The organism is Williamsia sp. CHRR-6 (assembly GCF_018474015.1).
GTDB lineage: Bacteria > Actinomycetota > Actinomycetes > Mycobacteriales > Mycobacteriaceae > Williamsia_A.
In genome coordinates this window covers 266,624-286,768 of the sequence record NZ_JAHCSG010000004.1, presented here as the reverse complement: position 1 = coordinate 286,768, position 20,145 = coordinate 266,624, and the positions used below count along the sequence as shown (strand labels likewise).

At 67.9% G+C, this 20,145-nt stretch carries 18 protein-coding genes; 10 read left to right on the top strand and 8 right to left on the bottom strand.

The window, feature by feature from the left end:
• Positions 1–32 precede the first annotated feature (32 nt).
• Positions 33–206: a hypothetical protein gene (locus tag KIK15_RS12825; RefSeq protein WP_214245046.1), complete on the top strand. Its 174-nt coding sequence runs from the start codon at positions 33–35 to the stop codon at positions 204–206.
• A 6-nt stretch (positions 207–212) separates the two neighbouring features.
• On the opposite strand, the gene KIK15_RS12820 is transcribed toward KIK15_RS12825, so the two are convergent.
• Both KIK15_RS12820 and lysX read right to left on the bottom strand, forming a co-directional pair.
• Positions 213–1,193 (bottom strand): alpha/beta fold hydrolase, encoded by a 981-nt coding sequence (locus KIK15_RS12820; RefSeq protein WP_250324579.1) that lies wholly within the window; start codon positions 1,191–1,193, stop codon positions 213–215.
• Complete coding sequence (gene lysX, locus KIK15_RS12815) at positions 1,190–4,468, bottom strand: bifunctional lysylphosphatidylglycerol synthetase/lysine--tRNA ligase LysX (RefSeq protein ID WP_214245044.1); 3,279 nt, start codon at positions 4,466–4,468, stop codon at positions 1,190–1,192. The genes KIK15_RS12820 and lysX overlap by 4 nt, the downstream gene beginning before the upstream one ends.
• Positions 4,469–4,573: 105 nt before the next feature.
• Here lysX and KIK15_RS12810 point away from each other — a divergent pair, with 105 nt between their 5' ends.
• The 4 genes from KIK15_RS12810 to KIK15_RS12795 all read left to right on the top strand — a co-directional run bounded on the left by KIK15_RS12810 (position 4,574) and on the right by KIK15_RS12795 (position 7,750).
• Entirely contained in the window at positions 4,574–4,795 is a 222-nt protein-coding gene (locus tag KIK15_RS12810) for an RNA-binding S4 domain-containing protein (RefSeq protein WP_214245042.1), read from the top strand.
• Between the two features lie 29 nt (positions 4,796–4,824).
• Positions 4,825–5,310: a ribonuclease E activity regulator RraA gene (gene rraA / locus KIK15_RS12805; protein WP_214245040.1), complete on the top strand. Its 486-nt coding sequence runs from the start codon at positions 4,825–4,827 to the stop codon at positions 5,308–5,310.
• Between the two features lie 100 nt (positions 5,311–5,410).
• The gene (locus tag KIK15_RS12800) at positions 5,411–6,964 is read left to right on the top strand and encodes a succinic semialdehyde dehydrogenase (RefSeq protein WP_214245038.1); all 1,554 of its coding nucleotides are present in this window, start codon (positions 5,411–5,413) and stop codon (positions 6,962–6,964) included.
• Positions 6,965–7,000: 36 nt separating this feature from the next.
• On the top strand, positions 7,001–7,750 hold the full coding sequence (locus KIK15_RS12795; protein ID WP_307851876.1) for a CPBP family intramembrane glutamic endopeptidase: 750 nt from the start codon (positions 7,001–7,003) through the stop codon (positions 7,748–7,750).
• 39 nt (positions 7,751–7,789) lie between these two features.
• On the opposite strand, the gene KIK15_RS12790 is transcribed toward KIK15_RS12795, so the two are convergent.
• Together KIK15_RS12790 and KIK15_RS12785 are read right to left on the bottom strand one after the other, a co-directional pair.
• Positions 7,790–8,305: a hypothetical protein gene (locus KIK15_RS12790; RefSeq protein ID WP_214245037.1), complete on the bottom strand. Its 516-nt coding sequence runs from the start codon at positions 8,303–8,305 to the stop codon at positions 7,790–7,792.
• Between the two features lie 37 nt (positions 8,306–8,342).
• Complete coding sequence (locus KIK15_RS12785) at positions 8,343–9,059, bottom strand: DUF6474 family protein (protein ID WP_214245035.1); 717 nt, start codon at positions 9,057–9,059, stop codon at positions 8,343–8,345.
• A gap of 142 nt (positions 9,060–9,201) precedes the next feature.
• On the opposite strand from KIK15_RS12785, the gene KIK15_RS12780 reads away from it, so the two are divergent.
• Positions 9,202–10,848 carry a TM0106 family RecB-like putative nuclease gene (locus KIK15_RS12780; RefSeq protein ID WP_307851875.1) on the top strand — a complete coding sequence of 549 codons (1,647 nt, stop codon included), beginning with the start codon at positions 9,202–9,204 and terminating at the stop codon, positions 10,846–10,848.
• A 214-nt stretch (positions 10,849–11,062) separates the two neighbouring features.
• On the top strand, positions 11,063–11,650 hold the full coding sequence (locus KIK15_RS12775) for a helix-turn-helix domain-containing protein (RefSeq protein ID WP_250324578.1): 588 nt from the start codon (positions 11,063–11,065) through the stop codon (positions 11,648–11,650).
• On the opposite strand, the gene KIK15_RS12770 is transcribed toward KIK15_RS12775, so the two are convergent.
• From KIK15_RS12770 to KIK15_RS12755, 4 genes are all read right to left on the bottom strand, one after another.
• Positions 11,634–12,356, bottom strand: coding sequence for a TMEM165/GDT1 family protein (locus KIK15_RS12770; protein WP_214245033.1), 723 nt, complete (start codon positions 12,354–12,356; stop codon positions 11,634–11,636). The two genes, KIK15_RS12775 and KIK15_RS12770, sit on opposite strands and share 17 nt — an antisense overlap.
• Positions 12,357–12,480: 124 nt before the next feature.
• Positions 12,481–13,017, bottom strand: coding sequence for a peptidase (locus KIK15_RS12765; protein WP_214245031.1), 537 nt, complete (start codon positions 13,015–13,017; stop codon positions 12,481–12,483).
• A gap of 163 nt (positions 13,018–13,180) precedes the next feature.
• Positions 13,181–13,810: a superoxide dismutase gene (locus tag KIK15_RS12760; RefSeq protein ID WP_214245029.1), complete on the bottom strand. Its 630-nt coding sequence runs from the start codon at positions 13,808–13,810 to the stop codon at positions 13,181–13,183.
• A gap of 173 nt (positions 13,811–13,983) precedes the next feature.
• Entirely contained in the window at positions 13,984–14,154 is a 171-nt protein-coding gene (locus KIK15_RS12755) for a hypothetical protein (RefSeq protein WP_214245027.1), read from the bottom strand.
• A gap of 185 nt (positions 14,155–14,339) precedes the next feature.
• Between KIK15_RS12755 and KIK15_RS12750 the strand changes: the two genes are divergently transcribed.
• From KIK15_RS12750 to KIK15_RS12740, 3 genes are read left to right on the top strand one after another with little or no spacing between them, the layout of a single operon-like run.
• On the top strand, positions 14,340–15,890 hold the full coding sequence (locus tag KIK15_RS12750) for a DUF3375 family protein (protein WP_307851874.1): 1,551 nt from the start codon (positions 14,340–14,342) through the stop codon (positions 15,888–15,890).
• Positions 15,887–16,750, top strand: a complete 864-nt coding sequence (locus KIK15_RS12745; RefSeq protein WP_214245025.1) for a DUF4194 domain-containing protein — start codon at positions 15,887–15,889, stop codon at positions 16,748–16,750. The genes KIK15_RS12750 and KIK15_RS12745 overlap by 4 nt, the downstream gene beginning before the upstream one ends.
• A complete protein-coding gene (locus tag KIK15_RS12740) occupies positions 16,747–20,145 on the top strand; it encodes an ATP-binding protein (protein WP_214245023.1) in 3,399 nt (1,132 codons plus the stop codon). The genes KIK15_RS12745 and KIK15_RS12740 overlap by 4 nt, the downstream gene beginning before the upstream one ends.

Sequence of the window (20,145 nt, the reverse complement as noted above, 5' to 3'; positions counted from 1 at the left end):
GGACCTGGCTCGAGGCAGGGGAGTGATCGGCCATGAAACTGACGAGCACCACACGACAACCGCGCGGCCAAGCGCCGAACCTCGGCCTGTCGCGGACGCGGGCCCGGGTGATCGGGCGGCTGGTCCGCACCCGCTCGGCCCGGATCTGGCCCGAGGAGGCCGAGCGGATGGTCACCCCCGCCGATCTGCGCAGGCCACAGACCTGAGGCGGCTCAGCTCGGGCGCATGAACCCCGACCGGCGCGCGAGACGCTCGATGGCGTGCGCCACCGGCTCGGGATGTTCGGTGACCAGCAGATGATTTGTGGGACTGAGCTGTTCGTACACCGCATCGAGGTGACGGGCGTAGCGGCGCTGGCGCCACCGCCACGCCCGGCGGTACCACCAGCCCTGCACCGGCAGCGCCGCCAGCACGGTGACCGGCACATCGAGCCGATGTCGGCGACGAACCCGGATGAGATCGAGGTTGATGGCAGGGAACGCGGCGTTCTCCACCATCGTCGCCGCGATGTGGACCGACCGCGAGAAGACCCGTGAGATCCACTGTCGTTGAACAGGATCGAAGCCACCCGGCGGGGTCGGCAAAGCCAGATGTCGAAGACGAGGACCGACCAGCGGCAGCAGACCCGTGGCCCGGACCGCCCGAGCCGCACGATGCGCATTGCGGACCCGCACCGCAGTGGGCAACACCCGCCACGGCGCCATCACGAAGCTGCCGTCGATCATCAGCAGCGCCGCCACCCGATCCGGCGCGGTGCGTGCGAAACCCTCGGCGTACATCGACGACATCGAGTGAGCGGCGATGAGCACCGGCCCAGTGACCCCGGCTGCATCCAACACCGCACCGATCCGCTCGATCTCCGCGGCCAGAGTGGGGTGATGGTGGCGCGCCAGCGGACTGCTGAGGCCATAGCCCGGCCGGTCGTAACGGATCACCTGGAAGCGATCAGCCAACGCATTCGCCAGATGGTCGAGATCGAACCAGTGTCCGCCCAACGACGCCAGCAACAACACCGGCGGACCGGCGCCCTGCACCACCACATGAATGTCCAAGCCGTTCAACGAGACCAGGCGGCCCGGGGTCGGCGGTGCACCGTCGGCGTGGGCCACCGGGTTGAACGGCTGTTCGCTCATCGGATCTGACGCCGATTCGCTGGCGCTCATCGGGTCTGACGCCGATTCGCTGGCGCTCATCGGGGTTTGGCCAGGGGGAACGTCACGGTCTCGCGGATCGAGGCTCCGGTGATCATCATGATCACGCGGTCGATGCCCAACCCCAGTCCACCGGTCGGGGGCATCCCATACTCCAGGGCGGTCAGGAAGTCCTCGTCGACCTCCATCGCCTCGGGGTCGCCCTGCGCCGCCCGCTGAGACTGCGCCAGCAACCGCGAGCGCTGCTCCACCGGGTCGGTGAGTTCGCTGTAGGCCGTCCCCAACTCGACCCCCCACGCCACCAGATCCCACCGCTGCGCCACGGCGGGATCATCCGGGCAGGCGCGGGTCAACGGCGACACCGAGGTGGGGAAGTCGACGTAGAACGTGGGCGTGGTGGTGGCGCCCTCCACCAGCTGCTCATAGAGTTCCAACGCCAGCTCACCTGCTTCCCAGGACGGCTGATAGGCCACACCCATCTGCTCACAGAGCGTACGGAGTCGATCGACATCGGTGTCAGAACCGACCGGTTGGCCCACCGCTGCGCTGATCGCGTCGAACACCGAGATCACCGCCCACTGTCCGGAGATGTCGATCAGCTGATGCCCACCGGTGTCGTCGGGCCGGCGGACGACGGCCCGACCATGAGCGGCGACGGCGGCCGCACAGATCAGCTCCTGGGTCAACGGGATCAGCCGACGGTAGTCGCTGTGCGCCCAGTAGGCCTCCAGGCTGGTGAACTCCGGGTTGTGACTGTGGTCGACGCCCTCGTTACGAAAGTTGCGCCCCAACTCGAAGACTCGCTCCACCCCGGCCACACACAACCGCTTGAGGTACAACTCGGGGGCGATGCGCAGGTACAGATCCAGATCGTAGGCGTTGATGTGGGTCCGAAACGGTGTGGCGTTGGCGCCGCCGTGCACCCGCTGCAGGATCGGGGTCTCCACCTCCACGAAGTCCAAGTCGCACAACGTGTCCCGGATGGCCTTGACTGCGCGCGCTCGGATGCGCAGCAGTTCGGCCGCCGACGGGTCCACCGCGAGTTCGAGATATCGCTGCCGGACCCGGGTCTCGGCGTCCACCAGCCCATGCCACTTGTCGGGCAACGGCTGTAGACACTTGCCCTGCATCGACCATCCCTGTGCCACCACCGAGATCTCGCCGCTGCGGCTGCGGCCCAGGTGGCCGCGCACCGACACCAGATCACCCAGGTCGACCACGCGGGCGAACTCTGATGTGGTTGCTGCACCGGCGATCTGGGCCTCGAACAGCACCTGCACCGATCCCGACCAGTCGCGTACCTCGGCGAAGACCACCCCACCCAGATCGCGCAGGCGTAACACCCGACCGGCCACCTCCACGGGGCTGCCGGGCGGTGCGTTCCGCGCCTGGCTGCACCGATGTGTCGGAGGCCGGGCCTGCGGATAGGCCGTGATCCCGGCTGCGGTCAGCTCAGCCAACGCCGCCATCCGGACCCGCACCTGTTCGGGTCTCTTGGGCGGTCGGGCCGCCGCGTGAGCGTGGGCGGCGATGTCGGCGATCAGCTCGTCGACGTCGATGTCGGCGGGAAGAGCTGGGGGACCGGGGTTCTCGGTGACTCGGCGCGCCAGCCGGGGCAGCGGGATGAAACCCTCGCTGACGATGGCCGCCAGCCCGGCCCGCAGCAGCATCGGGGTGTCCTCGCAACACAGGTAGCGCGGGGTCCAGGTGGGCAGGTACTTGGCGTTGGACCGGTACAGCGATTCCATCTGCACGAACCGTGATGCGAAGCTGAGCACGCCGCGCGCACCCCGGATGAAGGGGCTGGCCCCGATCCGGTCACCGTCGGCGAACACCGCGCGAAAGGCCGCGAAGTTCAACGACACCGTGGTGATACCGAATGTGCCTGCGTTCAGGCACAGTTCACTGACCATCAACTCCACCACCCCGTTGATGTCGCTGCGGTCGCGGCGCATGAGGTCCAGCGAGGCGCCGGTGCGACCCCACGGGACGAACGACAGCATGCCCACCACGTCCTCGTCGGCGGTACCGATCCCGCGGACCGCCTCGACCAGCAGACAGTCGGCGTCGCCCGGATCGCCCAAGCGGCCCAACGCCATTGCGTAGCCGCGTTCGGAATCGGTATCGCGCCACCGGTCGGCGCGGTCGATCACCGCAGCCATCTCGGCGGCGTCCAGCTCGCGGTGACGGCGGATCCGGACACTGAGGCCGGCCCGGCGGGCGCGGGTGACGGCCTGACGCACACCACGCATCTGCGGTCCACTGATGCGGTATCGGCGGGCGTCGACGATGCACTCGTCACCGATGGTCAGCGCCGTCATCCCCACCGCCCCGTAGGCGATGGCCCCGCGTTCGCTGACCCCATGCGCGGCCGGATACCAGCCGTAGCGTCGACACACCTCGAGAAATTCTGCGATCGCGTGCGGCCAGTACCGGGGGTCGCCGATGGGGTCACCCGCGGCCAAGCCCACCCCGACGAACACGCGGTAGCTCACGGCGGCGCGTCCGCTGGGCGCGAACACCACGGCACGATCGCGGCGAGTGGCGAAGTAGCCCAACGAGTCCTCGGCTGCATACGCGTCGACCAGGGCGCGCAATACGCGTTCGTCGGTCGGGGTGAGCAGCCCGGTGCGGCGCTGCGATCGGAACAACACCGCTGCTGCCGCGATCAGCGCCACCGCACCGAGCAGACCGAGCAGTGAGTCGATCACCATGTACGAGCGACGTCCGTCGAAGGTGCGAGGAGATGCGGTGGCAAAGGCGACCACCCGGTTGAACGCGTACGGAAGGTGTTGTGCCGGGGTGAGATCGCGGGGAAAGGCCTCCACCAGCGCCCAGCCCAGAGCGGTGGCGGTGGCCAGCCCGCCGAACAGCACCGCCGCGGCCGTCACCACCGCGCCGCGGCGCACCCGGGTGAAGAACTGGCGGCGGGTGGCCAGCAGGTATCCCGCGATCACCGCGTCGAGCGCGAGACCGATGGTCAGGTTGATGCGGTCGGTCCGATCGATGTCGGCCTGCCTGCCGATCGCCGGCACGAACAGCACGGCGTTGGTGGCAGCGAAGACGGTGACATAACCCAGCGTCACCCACCAGGCGATGCGTTTGCGGGCCGACAGCGCCACCGAGATCAGCGCCAGCACCACCACCCACGCGAACGAGGTGTCGGGGGCGGAGATGACGTAGGTGTCCACCCAGTGCCGGGGCACGGCGATGAGGTGGCGGAACAGCGGTGAGATGCTGCTGATCAGCAGGACGAGGGTGAACGCGCCCACCACGCGTCCGGCCACGGTGGGGGCGTCATGAGAACGCAGTGCCACGTCGGTGCCCGCCTTCCCCGCAGAGTCGTTGCGTCGACATTAGATATCCCGGCCCCGTCCACGCGATGATGCACCGTGGCCGAGACCGAACTGTGAGGAGCCCACATGTCTGACGCGCACGGCGTGCCGATCCGGGACGACTCGATCCGATTGGGCCAGTTCCTCAAGCTGGCCAACCTGATCGACACCGGAGCCGAGGCCAAGCTGGTGATCGCCGACGGCGAGGTGACGGTCAACGACGAGGTGGAGACCCGCCGTGGTCGCCAGTTGGTGGTGGGCGACGTGGTGAGCGTCGGCGGCATGCGAGCCCGAGTGGAGCGCGGCTGAGCAGCGCGCGCGTCCTAAGCTGAGCACCCATGAGCGATCTCACCTTCACCCCCACCGCCGACCTGGTCGACCAGATCGGTGCCGACGTCCGTAGCTGTGACACCCAGTTCCGCCAGTTCGGGGCCCGGCGCGAGTTCGTGGGTCGGGTGCGCACGGTGCGCTGTTTCGAGGACAACGCGCTGCTCAAGTCGGTGCTCGGGACCCCGGGTGCGGGACAGGTGTTGGTGATCGACGGTGCCGGGTCGCTGCACACCGCGCTGGTGGGCGACCTGATCGCCGAGCTCGCCCGCTCCAACGGCTGGGCCGGCATCGTGGCTCACGGGGCTATCCGGGACGCCGCGACGATGGCAGGGATGGACATCGGGGTGAAGGCGTTGGGCACCAACCCGCGCAAGTCCACCAAGACCGGCGCCGGCGAGGCCGATGTCGATGTGGCGTTCGGTGGGGTGACCTTCCGCGTGGGCGACATCGTGTACAGCGACGACGACGGAATCGTGGTCGTCTCGCCCAGCTGATGGGGCGACACCCGTCCCCTACACTTGAGACAATGCCGTGTCAGATCGACACGCCGCCTGCCGTGTCGACGTCGACACGAGAGCCTGGAGGAGGCCCGCCATGGGGAAACCGGATACCGCGACGTTTGATCGTCTAGTTCGGCTCGTCGCGATCGACGGGTACGACGCCCGTCCCACCCGGTCGATCCTGGAAGCCTTCAGCGGCACCGAGATGGCCACCATCCCCGTCGGCACCGCCGACGATCTGACCCTGGCCGTGCAGCGGGCGCGCGCAGCCCAGACCCGTTGGGCGGCAACCCCTCCCAAAGAGCGGGCGAAACTGCTGGAGCGTTTCGCGGCGTTGGTCTTCGACCACCTCGACGAGCTGATGGACATCGCCCAGGCCGAGACCGGCAAGGCCCGCGCCTACGCGCAAGAAGAAGTGGTCGACGTCGCGCTGACTGCGCGGCACTACGCCAAGGTGGGCCCCAAGACGCTGGCCGCACGCAAGGTCAAGGGCATGATCCCGGTGGCCACCGACGTGCGCGTGCGTTATCAGCCCAAGGGTGTCGTCGGCGTCATCTCGCCCTGGAACTACCCGGTGACCCTGGCCGCGTCCGACGCGGTGGCAGCGCTGATGGCCGGCAACGCCGTGGTCATCAAGCCCGACTCACAGACCCCGTACTGCGCGCTGGCCGTGGCCGAGTTGCTCTACGAGGCCGGGCTGGCCCCCGAGCTGTTCGCCGTGGTGCCCGGGCCCGGCGGGGTGGTCGGGCAGGCGCTGGTCGCCACGGCCGACTACCTGATGTTCACCGGCTCCTCGCAGACCGGAGCCACGCTGGCCGAACAGGCCGGTCGTCGTCTGATCGGATTCTCCGCCGAGCTCGGTGGCAAGAACCCCATGATCGTGACCAAGGGTGCCGACATCGACCGCGCGGTCGAGGGTGCCGCCCGCGCGTGCTACTCCAACTCGGGCCAGCTGTGCATCGCCATCGAGCGGTTGTACGTGGAAAAGCCGGTGGCCGACGAGTTCACCCGGAAGTTCGCCGCCAAGGTCAACTCCATGAAGGTGGGCCCGGACTACGGTTTCGACGCCGACATGGGATCGCTTGCCTCCAAGGCGCAGGTCGACGCGGTCGACGCACACGTCACCGACGCGGTGGCCAAGGGTGCGACCGTGCTGGCCGGCGGCAAGAAGCTGCCGGAGTTGGGCCCGTTCTTCTATGCGCCCACCGTGTTGTCCGGGGTGAACGAGCACATGGAGTGCTTCGCGTCGGAGACCTTCGGCCCGCTGGTGTCGGTGTACGAGGTCGACTCGGTGGACGAGGCGATCAAGCTGGCCAACGACACCGACTACGGCCTCAACGCCAGTGTCTTCGCCGGTGACGCTCAGGAGGCTCGGGAGATCGGCGCGCAACTGCGGGTGGGCACGGTCAACATCAACGAGGGGTACGCGGCCGCCTGGGGATCCACCGCGGCGCCCATGGGCGGCATGGGCATCTCTGGCGTCGGCCGGCGGCACGGTCCCGAGGGCCTGGTGAAGTACTGCGAGTCGCAGACCATCGCCACCCAGCGATTCATCGGCATCGACGGGATCAGAGGCGTGCCGCGCAAACTGTTCCTGAAGCTGGTGCCGCTGGCCATGCGCGCCACCGGACTGTTGCCCGGTCGCTGACCGCGCAGTTCCGCGCTGTTTGCTACTTTGGGTGAGGTGACCCTTACATCCCCACCGTCGGCGCTGCCGAGTCCCGTGGGCACCCCTTCTCGTTGGCTCCTGGTGGACGTGGCCGCCGTGGTTGGCGCTCTGGCCGCGGTCAACGTGACCGCGCACTTCTCGTCGGACACCATGCAGCTGGTGGCGGTGCCGGTCGGCGCCCTCGCCCTGCTCGCCTACGCGAGGCTTCGCGGAATGCGTTGGCACGAACTGGGTTTGCGCGAGTTGCGACGCGGCGCGCGTTGGGGAGGCGTGGTGGCGGGCGTAACCGTCGCCGCAGTAGCCGCAGTCGCTCTGATCCCCGCCCTGCAGCCGGCGTTCCTCAACGAGCGTTACGGCGTCAACGTCGGCGCCACGCTGCTCGCGGTGCTCGTGATCATCCCCCTGCAGACGGTGATACCCGAAGAGATCTTGTTCCGTGGCGTCCTGCACGGAACCCTCTCTCGCCGTTTCGGACTCAAGTCGGCTGCCGTCATCGGGTCGATCTTGTTCGGGCTGTGGCACATTGCCTCGTCGCTGAGCCTGACGGCGGGAAACAAGGGCTTCTCGGGTGCCGTGGGGAGCGGCAGCGTCGGGCAGATCCTCGGAGTGCTGGGTGCGGTGGCCGCAACCACCGTCGCAGGATTCGCCTTCATCTGGTTGCGCCACCGCAGCCGCAGCATCCTGGCCCCGATCGGACTGCACTGGGCGCTCAACGGGGCGGGCGCGCTGGCGGCACTCGCCGTGTGGCACGTCACCTCACACTGACCGACCGCACCCGGTCGGACGCGAACGACCCTGTTGCGGTCAGGATTCCGTGCGGCGGCGGGCGGCGCGTCTGCGAGAGCGGCGGCGCGCAGCCAGTAACACCACGCCGATCGCGCCGAGGCCGAGGGCGATCGGTACCGGGTTGATCGGGTCGGGCTGGGCCACCGTCGTGGCGCGTCGAATCGGCGTGAACTTCGGTGACTGCGGCTGCGGCGCAACCGGTTCAGGCGGCGTGGGCGCTGGCGGTGTGACTGCGGCAGGCTTGGGCTTCGCGGTGGCCTTGGTCGGCGGGGCCTTCTTGGCCGGACCACGAGTGGCCGCGACCTTCGCGGGCGATGCTTTCTTGGCCGGAACCTTCTTGGCCGGAACCTTCTGGGCGGCGACCTTTTTCGTCGGAGCTCTTCTCGCCGGCGTTTTCTTGGCCGGTGCTTTCTTGGCGGGAGCCTTCTTGGCGACCGACGCCGGCGGCTGAGCCGCCGGATCGGATGCGGCCGTGGGCAGCTCCGGAAACAGGCCCGGCTGTTCCGGGTCGGATGGCGTCTGGGGGCCGGTCATCTGCGACGACTCCTGTCCTTCGGTGGGGCTCAGATCATCAGGGCCGAACACCCAGGCGGGCAAGCAGATCGGCGTCGATCCCGGCCAGTTCGCGCGAGATGGCCTGGTGGGCGGCCCGTCGACGTGCGGCCGGCATGTGCTCGGCGGCCGAGACGGCAGCGGCCAGATCGGTCAGGCGTTCGTTCATCGTCGCGACGAACCGCTTGGTTTCGGCGGTGTTGTCACGGGTGGCGGCCAACGTCTGCAGCGAGCGTCGCGCCCCGGCGATCCGCGCCGACAGGGCCGCACCGTGCCCGCTGAACTTGTTCAGCTCCGCCAGCGGCACGCCCATCTTGTTGGCCCGGTACTCGGTGAGCTGTTCGCGGATCACCGTCGACGCCCGGTAGGCCAGCGGGACCACCACCGGTGCCGCCAGCCGCGCCAGCGACAGGAACCGCTTCACTTTTTTGGGGGTGATGCTGGTGCCCGCGGCGGCCGCCTCGGCCTGCGCCTTGGCCTTGGCCACCTCGGCCTTGGCGACCTTCAACGCAACCCGGTTGGTCTCCTTGGCCGTCTTCGCGGCCAGCAGGGCCGCCTTCTGCTCGGATCGCCGCGCCTTCTTCGCCAGCGTGCGCTCCTGCCGCAGCCGCGCCCGCAGGTCCTTGCGCAACACCCGCGCGCTGAGCCGCGCAGACAACTTCTCCCGGGCCTTGATGGCCTTGGCCTGCGCCTTCCTCTGTGAGCGGCTGGTGCGGCTCGAGGTGAACAGACCCATAGGGCAGATCCTCCCGGGGTTGGGGACGGTGAGGTCGAGAGTGTTCTCGACTTCGCCGCCGCCGACGAAATGTCTGGTGATTACGGTAGAAGAACTAGCAGAACCAGCATGGCACAACGAGTGATCGACGTAGGGAGCGGGCGTGAGCGACGAGGTGGTGATCCGGGCCTATGCACCGGTACTGCTGAGCGCCCGCGAACTGGCCGGGTGTGAACACCGAGTGGCCCTCGATCATGGCGCCGCGGCCATCGCACCCGGCGCTGTTGCCCGCGACGGCGAAGACCCGTCGGTGGTTCGGCGTAAGGAGGCGGCCGCCGCGCACCGGGAGCGGGTGCGTGAGCTGGTGACCACCACCGCAGACGGTCACGTGCGCATCGAGGCCGCCACCACCCAGGCGCGGGTGGACGCCACCGTGCACGCCCTCGAAGCGGGTGCGGCGCGCATCTGGAACGCCATGCTCCCCGCCGACCGGGTCGCCGGACGGCGGGGTGGCAGCGAGCTGTTGATCCGCGTCGACGACGGCTATGTGCCGGTGATCGTGGTCAACCACCGTGTCAGCGAACCGGCCGCTGCCGGCAACGCCGAACGTCCCGTCGCCGAGCAGCGCTTCGTGCTCAGCAGTCCACTACACACGTGGGCGCCGGCCCGAGACACCACCCGCGCGCTGCGCAACCACCGGCGGGATCTGCTGCGACTGGGACATCTGCAGCGGCTGCTGGCCGTCGCAGGCCACGGCTCGGCGTGCGGGCTGGGTGGGGTGATCGGGCTCGACGCCGACTGTGTGGTCGTCCACGATCTCGTCGCCTGCGCCGACAGCTACGACGAGACCTTCGCCCGGCGCGGCGCCATCGCGGCCGGACAGGTGCCCACCCGGCCGAGCCGGGTGGGCGAATGCCGATCATGCGCCTGGTGGCCGGTGTGCGAACGGCAATTGGTGGCCGCCCGTGACGTCAGCCTGGTGCTCGGTGGCGGGCAGGTGACCGGGGCTCGGCTGGCCGGACTGGACACCGTCGACGCCTTGGCCGCCCACACCGGGCCGCCACCGGACGAATGGAGCGACGGGGTGTTCGCCGATGCGGTGGTGCTGGCGCGGGCATGGCTGCGCGATGTACCGCTGGTCCGGCGCGTGGTGGCGCCCGAGATCACCCGCGCCGACATCGAGGTCGATGTCGACATGGAGAGCTTCGGTGAGGACGGCGCCTACCTGTGGGGCACGCTGCTCACCGACACCACCGATCCGACTCGCCCGGTGCGCTACCGCCCGTTCGTCACCTGGGATCCGCTGCCCACCGTCGACGAGGCGCGCTCGTTCGCACAGTTCTGGGCCTGGCTGAGTGCGGAACGCGCGGCGGCCCACGCGGCCGGCCGCACGTTCGCCGCCTACTGCTATTCACAGCAGGCCGAGAATCGGTGGCTCCTCGGATCGGCCCGCCGGTTTCACGGAATCGCCGGTGTCCCCACCGAATCCGAGGTGCAGGCATTCATCGACTCACCGGAGTGGGTGGATGTCTACGAGGCGGTGGGTGATGCGTTCATCTGTCCGAAAGGCAAGGGCCTCAAGAAGATTGCCCCGGTGGCCGGCTTCGACTGGCGCGACTCCGAAGCCGGCGGCGAGGCCTCGATGGACTGGTATCGGCTCGCGGTGGGTCTGGACGGCACGATGATCGATGCCACTCAACGCGATCGGTTGCTCCGCTACAACGAGGACGATGTGTGGGCCACCAAGGTTCTGCGCGAGTGGATGTCGAGTTCGGCTGTGACCGATGTGCCCCACGTCGACGATGTCTAGGGGTAGGTTCCAGAGACCGGCTCCTCTCACCGGTCAACTGGTACGCATGCGTGCGCGTGGTGTTCCGCCTGGTGCGCTGTTCGTATACCCTGATGCACACATTGCACCGATGACCCGGGGGGGAAACTCGCGGTCGCGGAGAGCACGGGGGCTCACGGTCTAGGCCGACGCACCTGTGTCTGCACACGGTTACACAGTGGGGGCGGCACAGCAGATGTCCGGAAACAGAGACGCGACCGCATTCGGTCGCACCGGTGGCGTGGTCGACGACGATCCGGGGTTGTTCGCGCGTCGGCTCGAGGAGTTGTTTCGGACGGTGCCCGGACCCAACGGCCGCGCCTACAGTGCCAAGGCCATCGCGGCGCGTTCCACCGAGCGCGGGTTTCGCCTCGGCGAGTCGTATCTGAGCCAATTGCGTTCGGGCAAGGCGAAATCTCCGTCGTTCCGGACCGTCGAGGGAATCGCGGCCGCCTTCGGGGTGGATGTCCACTACTTCTTGGAAGATCGTGCCGCACAACGCACTCGGGACGAGATCGACCGCATGCGGTTGCAGGCCGACACCAGCGTGCAGCTGACTGCGTTCCGGCTGGCGGGGTTGTCGAGCGATGCGGTGTTCATCGTCAACGAGTTGATCCGGGTGCTGCGCGTGCAGCAGGGACTCCCCGAGGATCCCCCGGACCTGCCCACCGGCACCGCGTTGGTCGACCCACCCGCAGCCACCGACCCGGCGAGCACCGACACCGCCGCCGCGGCTGACCGTTCCCGTCCGGGTGGTCTGCGCGCAGTCACCGCCTATCGGTGACCACCTCGTCGGCGTGACCGAACGCCGGTGAGCGAGCCGCACGAGCGCGACGCACCGCGACCACGTAGGTGGTCCCGACGGCGCCCACGACGGCCGTGGCGCTCAGCGCGATCACCGTGACCATTGCGCTGTTCGCGGCCAGGATGCCCTCGGCGATCAACCAGGCGCCGAAGCCGAAGAACAGCACCGCCGCACCCAGGGAGATGATCCGCTCGGGCAGTCGGCGACCCAGCACTGCGCCCACCCCGATGGCCAGTGCATCGGCGGCCACCATGCCCACGGTCGAGCCGATCCACACGCCGACCGCATCGTGGTCGGTGGACAGGGTGATGGTGGCGAGCATGGTCTTGTCGCCCAGCTCGGCCAGGAAGAACGACGACATCACGGCCAGCAGCACCGAGGCACCCACCCGGCCGGCGGCGGCTGATTCGCTCTCGTCCAGCTCGTCGCCGCGGATGGTCCACAGTCCGAAGACCACCATCGCCACGCCGCCGACGATCGAGATCAGGTCGGTGGGGATGGACAGGCCGAGGTGATGACCCAGCAGCACCGAGACCGCGTGCACGGCCGTGGTGGCCACCGTGATGCCCAGCAACACCACCCACCAGCGGTAGCGGATGGCGTAGGTCATCGCCATCAGCTGCGACTTGTCGCCCAGTTCGGCGACGAAGATGACGCCGAAGCTGAGCAGGAGGGCGGTGAGCACGCGACCGACGCTAGCCACGCGTGCGTTTCTGCGCAACAGTTCATGGACCCACAAAAGCCCTGTTCGGAGCCCCTTTTTGGAGAGTTCGGGTGCCCGGAGGAAACCGTTGCGTACGCCCGCGGGATCAGGCGGCCAGCAGCATGGCCAGCACCGCGGTGTCGGGATCGGCGTTGGGGTCGACGCCGATCTGGTTGCGCAGCGTGACCACGGTGCCGTCGGCCTCGGCCTCGGCCCAGCCCGCGCGGTGATCGAGGCCCAGCTCGGGAACACCCGGCAGCAGGACGCACCCGGAGGCGACCTCGGAGCATTCGGGCAGCGACGCTCGGGTGTGCGACGGCGGGTGCAGCATCACCAGCGCCGGCGGGCTGCTCAGACGCGCGGCCCGGTCGATGAAGTCGGGGTCGATCACCGCACCCACCGACAGCATCATGCCGACGGTGTCGGCGGCGCAGTTGTCGGGGCGATCCTCCACCACCCCGAACACGGTGGTCGACCGCAAGAACCCAGGGCGACACGCAATTCGCACGGATGCGACCAGTGTCTGTGTCCATTCCAGGGTGGTCTCGGGCCAGCGACCTGAGATGAGCATGCCCCGTAGTTCGCCGTCGCGATGGAACGGGGTCAGTCCGATCGCCGTGGTGGTGCGCGCCGGGTCGTCCATGTATTCCATAGCTCACTGTGCCCGCCAATAGCGCTGGCACACAAGGGGAGTGGAGTGCTAAACGGCGGCGTTGCGCCCGTGTTACGAACACGGTCGGCCGAATACGCCGACGGCCCGGGTGGTCCTGCTGGACTCCCGGGCCGTGAGGGTGGTTCGCGAACGATCAGGCGGGGACGATGAGGCCCTTGCCCTGGCTGGTGGCGGTGGCGAACCGGGCTGCGGCGTCGGCCCAGTTGACCACGTTCCACCACGCCTTGACGTAGTCCGGCTTGACGTTCTGGTAGTCGAGGTAGAAGGCGTGCTCCCACATGTCGAGCATCACGATGGGCACCAGGCCCACCGAGGTGTTGCCGTGCTGGTCGGTGAGCTGCTGGATGACCAGCTTGCCCTCGATGGTGTCGTATCCGAGGATGGCCCAGCCGCTGCCCTGCAACGTGGTGGCCGCTGCGGTGAAGTGCGCCTGGAACTTGTCGAAGCCACCGAACTGGTCGTCGATGGCGGCTGCGAGCTCACCCTCGGGCTTGTCGCCACCGTTGGGAGACAGGTTCTTCCAGAAGATGGAGTGGTTGGTGTGGCCACCGAGGTGGAAGGCGAGGTTGGCCGAGAGCCCGAAGACCTTGTCGGCGATGGTGCCGTCTTCCCGTGCGGCAGCGAGCTTTTCGAGTGCCGTGTTCACGCCCTTGACGTAGGTGGCGTGGTGCTTGCTGTGGTGCAGCTCCATGATCCTGCCGGAGATGTGCGGCTCCAGGGCCGCGTAGTCGTAGTCGAGATCCGGCAAGGTGTAGTCAGACACGATGTTCCTCTCCTCGGGTTTTCGGCCCGTCTGCGATCTGCGTGTGTGCAGACTCCAGACTTACGCACCTACTGCGATGTTGGCAACAACATGACGCGCGCAGGTGTCAACCGCAGCGAGGTCGCCCTCGGCAACTCAACGCCGACGGGGCAAAGAGATCGTCAGGGGTGGATTCAGACCAGCCAGAGCAGCATCAGGACCGAGACCAGCGCGATGATGCTGACCGAGATGCCGATGCAGCGGCGACGGATGTCGAGGTGCAGCTCGGTCTCGATCCCCGTCCGGCGCGTGAGGGGGGTGGCGGCGACGGAGGTGAAGAGGTCCGGATGCGAGTGCGTTGCCATCGCCTTCTCCTTCTCGTCGTCATGCCGGTCGTGGTCATTCCAGTTGATCGCGTGATAGCAATCACAAGCCCGGCCAGTCACCCGAGCATAAGGTCACGATGCGGTAACCACAAGTCGTTGCACGACGGGAGTGGGTTTCGGTTCGATTGCGTCCACCCTCACCGCGTCCCTCTATCCTTTCCCGAGTGAGCAGCCACCGGTCCGCCGATCCGCGCGTGAGCCTGGCCCGTTCGGACGCTGCCGCGCTCTACGCGGCGTTCACCGAGAACGCCGACGCCGACGTCACCCTGCGGCTGCTGCGGTCCCGTAGCGCGATGGTCTACCTGGCGATGATGGCGGCGCGGCTGTCCGACGGTCAGGTCGACGGCGACCACCTGGCTGCGGGCATCGCACACGACATCGAGACATTGGCCTCGCACTGGAGCGATCGTGGGGTCGCGGTTCCCACCGCCGAGGAGCTGCTGGATCGATGGGTGCGTGACGGGTTCGTGGCCCGCACGCTCGACGAGCAACGTCACCTCGAGCGCTACCAGCTCACCCGGGGGGCCACCACGGCGCTGGCCCAGGTGCAGGCCGTCCGCCACGATCGCTCGGTGGCCACCGAGACCGCGATGGAATTGGTCATCGGCCGCCTGTCCAACATCGCGGTCACCATCAACCCGGATCCCGGCGAACACATCCGCGACATCGACGCCAAGATCGCCGAGCTGACGGCACGGCGCGCCGCCCTGTCCTCCGGGGCCCTACCGACCGTCGACGCCCGTCGCCTTTACGACGATCTGCGGATGGTCACCTCGCTGGCTGAACGGATGCCCGCCGACATCATCGGATACGGGGAGAAGTTGCGCTCCAACTCCCGTGCGCTGCTCACCGGCGGCCTCGACGATCACGCCGGTGCCTACGCCGAGGCGCTCAACCGGATGTTCGACGGACACGACGAGCTTGGGAAGTCGGCGGAGGGAACCGCGTTCGATGCGTTCTATCTGCTGATGTCGGATCACCGGATGCGCGAGACCCTCGAACGCCATATCGACGACATCCTCACCGGGCTGCCCGATCTACCGGCTGACATCGCAGACACGTTGGCGCGGTTCATCGATCGGATGTGGGACGAGGTGCAGCGGGTCGACGAGATCCGCGGGCAGGTCTATCGCCGCATCAACACCTTCGTCAAGGGCGGCGACTTCCTGCACTATCGCGCACTGCGCGAACAGATCTCGGTGGCTCAGCGTGCCGCGGCGGCCGCGTTCGAAGCTGCGTCGGCCGGCCGGGACATGGGCATCGAGGTGCCGATGGCCGGGGTGGACTCGTCCTCGGTGGGCGCACTGTCGATGCACGACGGGGTGGTGGAGGTGCCCGACGGGGTGGAGGTGACCGTCGGTGAGATCGCCATCGACCCCGCCGAACTCGTCGGATCGGAGACCATCGACTGGCAGGTGCTGACCGAGGCGGTCAATGAGGCGGTGGCCCGCGGGCCCGCCGATCTGCCTGCGGTGTTGGCCGGTCTGCCCGCGCCGCGCGTCGGCGACATCGTCGGCATCTGGTCGCTTGCGCAACGCCACGGGACGGTCGATGTGGGCCTGGCGCGCGCGGTGGTGCCCGCGCACACCGCGCGCGGCATCCGCGACATCCACATCCCGGCCATGACGTTCACCGCGCCGCTGCCCGCACCCCCGCCGGTCGTAGAGGCGCCGGCAATGCACCTGCTCGACGACGTGAAAGGGGTCCGAGGATGAGCACCGGCGGCGACACCGACACCCCCGCAGACAGCCCCGCCGACACCGGTGACGACCTGTTCGCCGACACCCCGCAGGCCTACTCCGAACCGTCGGTCGACCTGTCGCACTTCAGTTTCGACGGGTCGGGCGGTCCGCCGGGTGAGATCAGCGAAGCCCGGGTGGCACCGCGGTTCGCCGGTGACACCTCGGAGCTGCCCGCGCCGGTGTGCTACGCGCTGCAGGAGCTGATCGCCGCCGCCCACGTAAGCTCCAAATCGCGTAACTGGCGGGCCATCGAGGCCAACGAGGCGATCATCCGGTCGCGGCTCAGTGAACTGAACCTGCTGTTGGAGATCAACACCGAATACCGCTACGCCTTCACCCGTCAGGTGACCGACACCGATCCGCGGCAACGAAACATCCTGCGCGCCTCCACCTTGACCCTCGCAGCCTCGGTGTTGGCGTTGTATCTCCGACAGAAGTTCCTCACCAGCATCGACGAGTCGGCCACCGTGGAGCGGACCGAGATGATCGACCACATGCTCACCTACAAGCCCAGCCGCGACACCGACGAGGCCGGTTTCGTCCGCCGGATCGAGGCCGCGATCAACGTGTTGGAGAACCGTAAGATCATCCGGGCCGTGGCCGGCACCGACCGCTACCTGATCCACGGGGTGATCGTCTCGCTGCTGACTCCCGAGCAGGTGGAGGCATACACCGCCGCCTACCGCGAACTCTCCGGTGCCGGCGGCGATCTGGCCGAGCTCGACGACCGCGACGCATCTGCCACCGACGCATCTGCCACCGACGTACCTACCACCGACGCGCCTACCGCCAACGTATCTACCCCGCTCGCCGCCGACGAGGAGACGCCATGACCGACACCGTCGTCGAACGCGCCGCCGAGTCCACCAGGGCGATCAACATCGGCCAGTTCCGACTCACCCGCATCCAGCTGGTCAACTGGGGAACCTTTCACGGCTACAAGGACTTTCCCATCGACGAGCGCGGCGTGCTGCTGACCGGCCCGTCGGGCTCGGGCAAGTCATCGCTGATGGACGGCCACTCGGTGGTGCTGCTGCCCACCTACGATCAGGTCTTCAACGCCTCGGCGGACATGACAGCCAAGGGCGCCAAGCGTGCGGCCCGGTCGATGGCCGACTATGTGCGCGGTGCGTGGGCGGAGAACGACGACGAACACAACCAATCCCAGGTGCAATATCTGCGGGGAACCGGGGCCACCTGGTCGGCGATCGCGGCCACCTACGACAACGGGGCCGGCTCGGTGACCACCGCGGTCGCGCTCAAGTGGTTCCCCGGCTCGGGCAACGACGGCTCCAGCCTGCGCTCGTGGTACCAGCTGCATCCGGGCGAGGTGAGCCTGCTGCATCTCAACGAATGGGCTGCAAGCGGTTTCGACATCCGCGCCTACCGCAGCCGCCACCCCGAGGTGGCGTGCTTCGACGTGCAGAGTGCCTACTCCGAGGCGCTGCGTCGGCGCGTCGGTATCGGCAGCTCCACCGCCGCACTGTCGCTGATGGGCAAGGCCAAGGCGATGAAGAACGTCGGCGACCTCAACCTGTTCATCCGTACCTACATGCTGGATCGCCCCGACACCTACGCCAAAGCGCAACGACTGGTGGAGAACTTCACCCAGCTCGACGAGGCGTATCAGGCCGCGGCCCGAGCCCATGCGCAGGAGAAGGTGCTGCGGCCCATCCCCGAGGCGTGGGAGACCTATTGTGGCGCAGAGGAATCCACCACACGGGCAGGTGAGCTGCTGGGCCCACCGATGCGGGCGTTCATGCGCGAACACCGGGTGTCGTTGCTACAGGCCAAACTCGACGAGATCGAGGACCAGCGCACCGCACTGGACAACGAGGTGGTCACCTGGGAGAACATCGCCGACGAGCGCGAGGACCGTCACACCTCCCTGCGGGATCAGCTGACCGTCGACAAAGGTGAGTTGACGGCTTTGGAAAGCGAACTCAAGTCGTTCGAGCAACAGGTGACCGCCCGTAACCGTGCCTACGAGCGCTATGCCGCGGTGGTGGCTCGCCTGGGTGAGAAGACCCCGGAGTCGCAGGAGGAGTTCGCGGCATTGCGGGACCGGGCGCCATCGATCGCCCGCGCGGCCAAGGAATCGGCAGCGTCGCTGTCGGGTCGCGCGCATGCGGTGTTCTCCGCCGAGACCGATGCACGTCGCGAATACGACGCTGTGGTGGAGGAATTGGCCACCCTGACCACCCGGCGATCGTTGCTGCCGCGCGAGTCATTGGCCCAGCGCGACGCGATCGCCACCGCCACCGGCGTGCCCGCCGCGGAGTTGCCGTTCGCCGCCGAGCTGATCGAGGTGGCCGAACCGCATCGCGCCGTGTGGGCTGGTGCCGCCGAACGGGTGCTACGTGGGCTGGGCATGACACTGTTGGTGCCCGAGCAGCATCGGCAGCGGGTCAATGAGTTCGTCAACGCCACCAACCTCGGTGGGGTGCTGGAGTTTCGCGTGTACCCCGACCACGCGCCCGATGTCGCAACGCCGGTGCCGGGGTCGCTGGCCGAGAAACTGTCGGTGGCGCGTGATCACCCGGCCGGGGCATGGCTGGCCGGGGTGGTGGCACGTTCGGCCGAGCACCTGTGCGTCGACAACGCCATCGAGCTCGAACGCCACGATCTCGCAGTCACCCCGCAGGGTCTGGTGAAAGCCGGTCGCGATCGCTACCGCAAGGACGATCGGCGGCGGGTCGATGACCGCACCCACTGGATCTTCGGGTCCAACACCGATGGGAAACGGGCCGCGTTGGAGGAGTCGTTGGTGGGTCTGCAGACCCGCTTCGACGAGGCCCGCCAGGCCTCCCAGGACATGCGAGACCTGTTGGAGGACAACCGGGAGCGCGCAAAGGCGGCCGAGGCGTTGGCGGCGTACGGGTCGTGGACGGAGCTGAACTGGTGGTCGTCGCGACGTGACGCCGACGAGTTGAACCGCCGCATCGACGCGGTACGGGAGAACCGGGTGGATCTGGCCGAACTCGAAGAGCAGGTCGACATCGCCCGCGCCGACTGGCGGGAGGCGGTGGCCCGGGTGGGGGCGATCAACGACCAGTTGCGTCACATCGGCACCGACTGGGACCGGTGGTTGGCCGAACTGGAGCAGACGACCGAGACCGACGAGTTGTCCGACGACGACCGCGATTACCTGGGCGGGGTGTTGGCCCAGGTGCTCGCCGAAGGCGGGAAAGAGTTGTCCCTGAGCACCTATGGGGAGGTGCGCTCGGATCTGCGCAATGCATTGGAGTCGATCCAGGCCGAAGCCAACACCGTGCGCGACAACGCCGAGAACAAGGTGGTGCGCGCCGCCGAGGCTTTCGTGCGGGAGTGGCCGGCGGCGGCGAACAACCTGACACCGACCATCGAGTGTGCCGCCGATCTGGTGTCGATCCACCAGAGCCTGGTCGAGCATGGACTGGCCTCGACGCAAGAACGGTTCCGGCAGTTGATCACCACCGACATCTCCCACTCGGTGTCCAACCTGTACAAGGAGATCGGCGACACCAACAAACGCATCCGCCAGGGCATCGCCGAGGTCAACTCGGGCCTGCGTCGCGTGGACTTCAACACCGGGACATATCTGCAGATCGCGGTGCAGCACAACCCGACCGACGAGGCGCTGGAGTTCGGTCGGATCGTCGACTCGATGATGCGTGACGCCCCGGCCGCCCGCGCGGGCGACGGTGCGGTGCTGGCGCGACAGTTCTATCGGATCAAGTCGTTGATCGCGAAACTGACCGCCACCGACACCGAGGGAAAACGGTGGTGCGACAACGTGTTGGATGTGCGCAACTCCTACTTCTTCTACGGCAAGGAGATGCCCAGTGGGGCGGGCGTGGATGATCCGCCGGTGCATACCTACCGCAACACCGCCACCAACTCCGGTGGCGAGCAGGAGAAGCTGGTCGCGTTCTGTCTGGCTGCGGCGCTGAGCTTTTCGCTGAGCAGCCCAGAAGATCATCGGCCGGGGTTCGCGCCGCTGATGCTCGACGAGGCGTTCAGCAAGTCCGACGAGACGTTCTCCTCGCAGTCGTTGCGGGCGTTCGAACAGTTCGGGTTCCAGCTCATCATCGCTGCCCCGATCCGGATGGCGGGCATTGTCGAGCCGTTCATCGGGCAGGTGATCCTGGTGGACAAACGGGTCGGCCCCGACGGCGCCCGATCCGACGCCCGGACCGCCACTTTCGGTGAGATCGCCGATGCCCGAAGCGCATCCGCCGGTCGATAG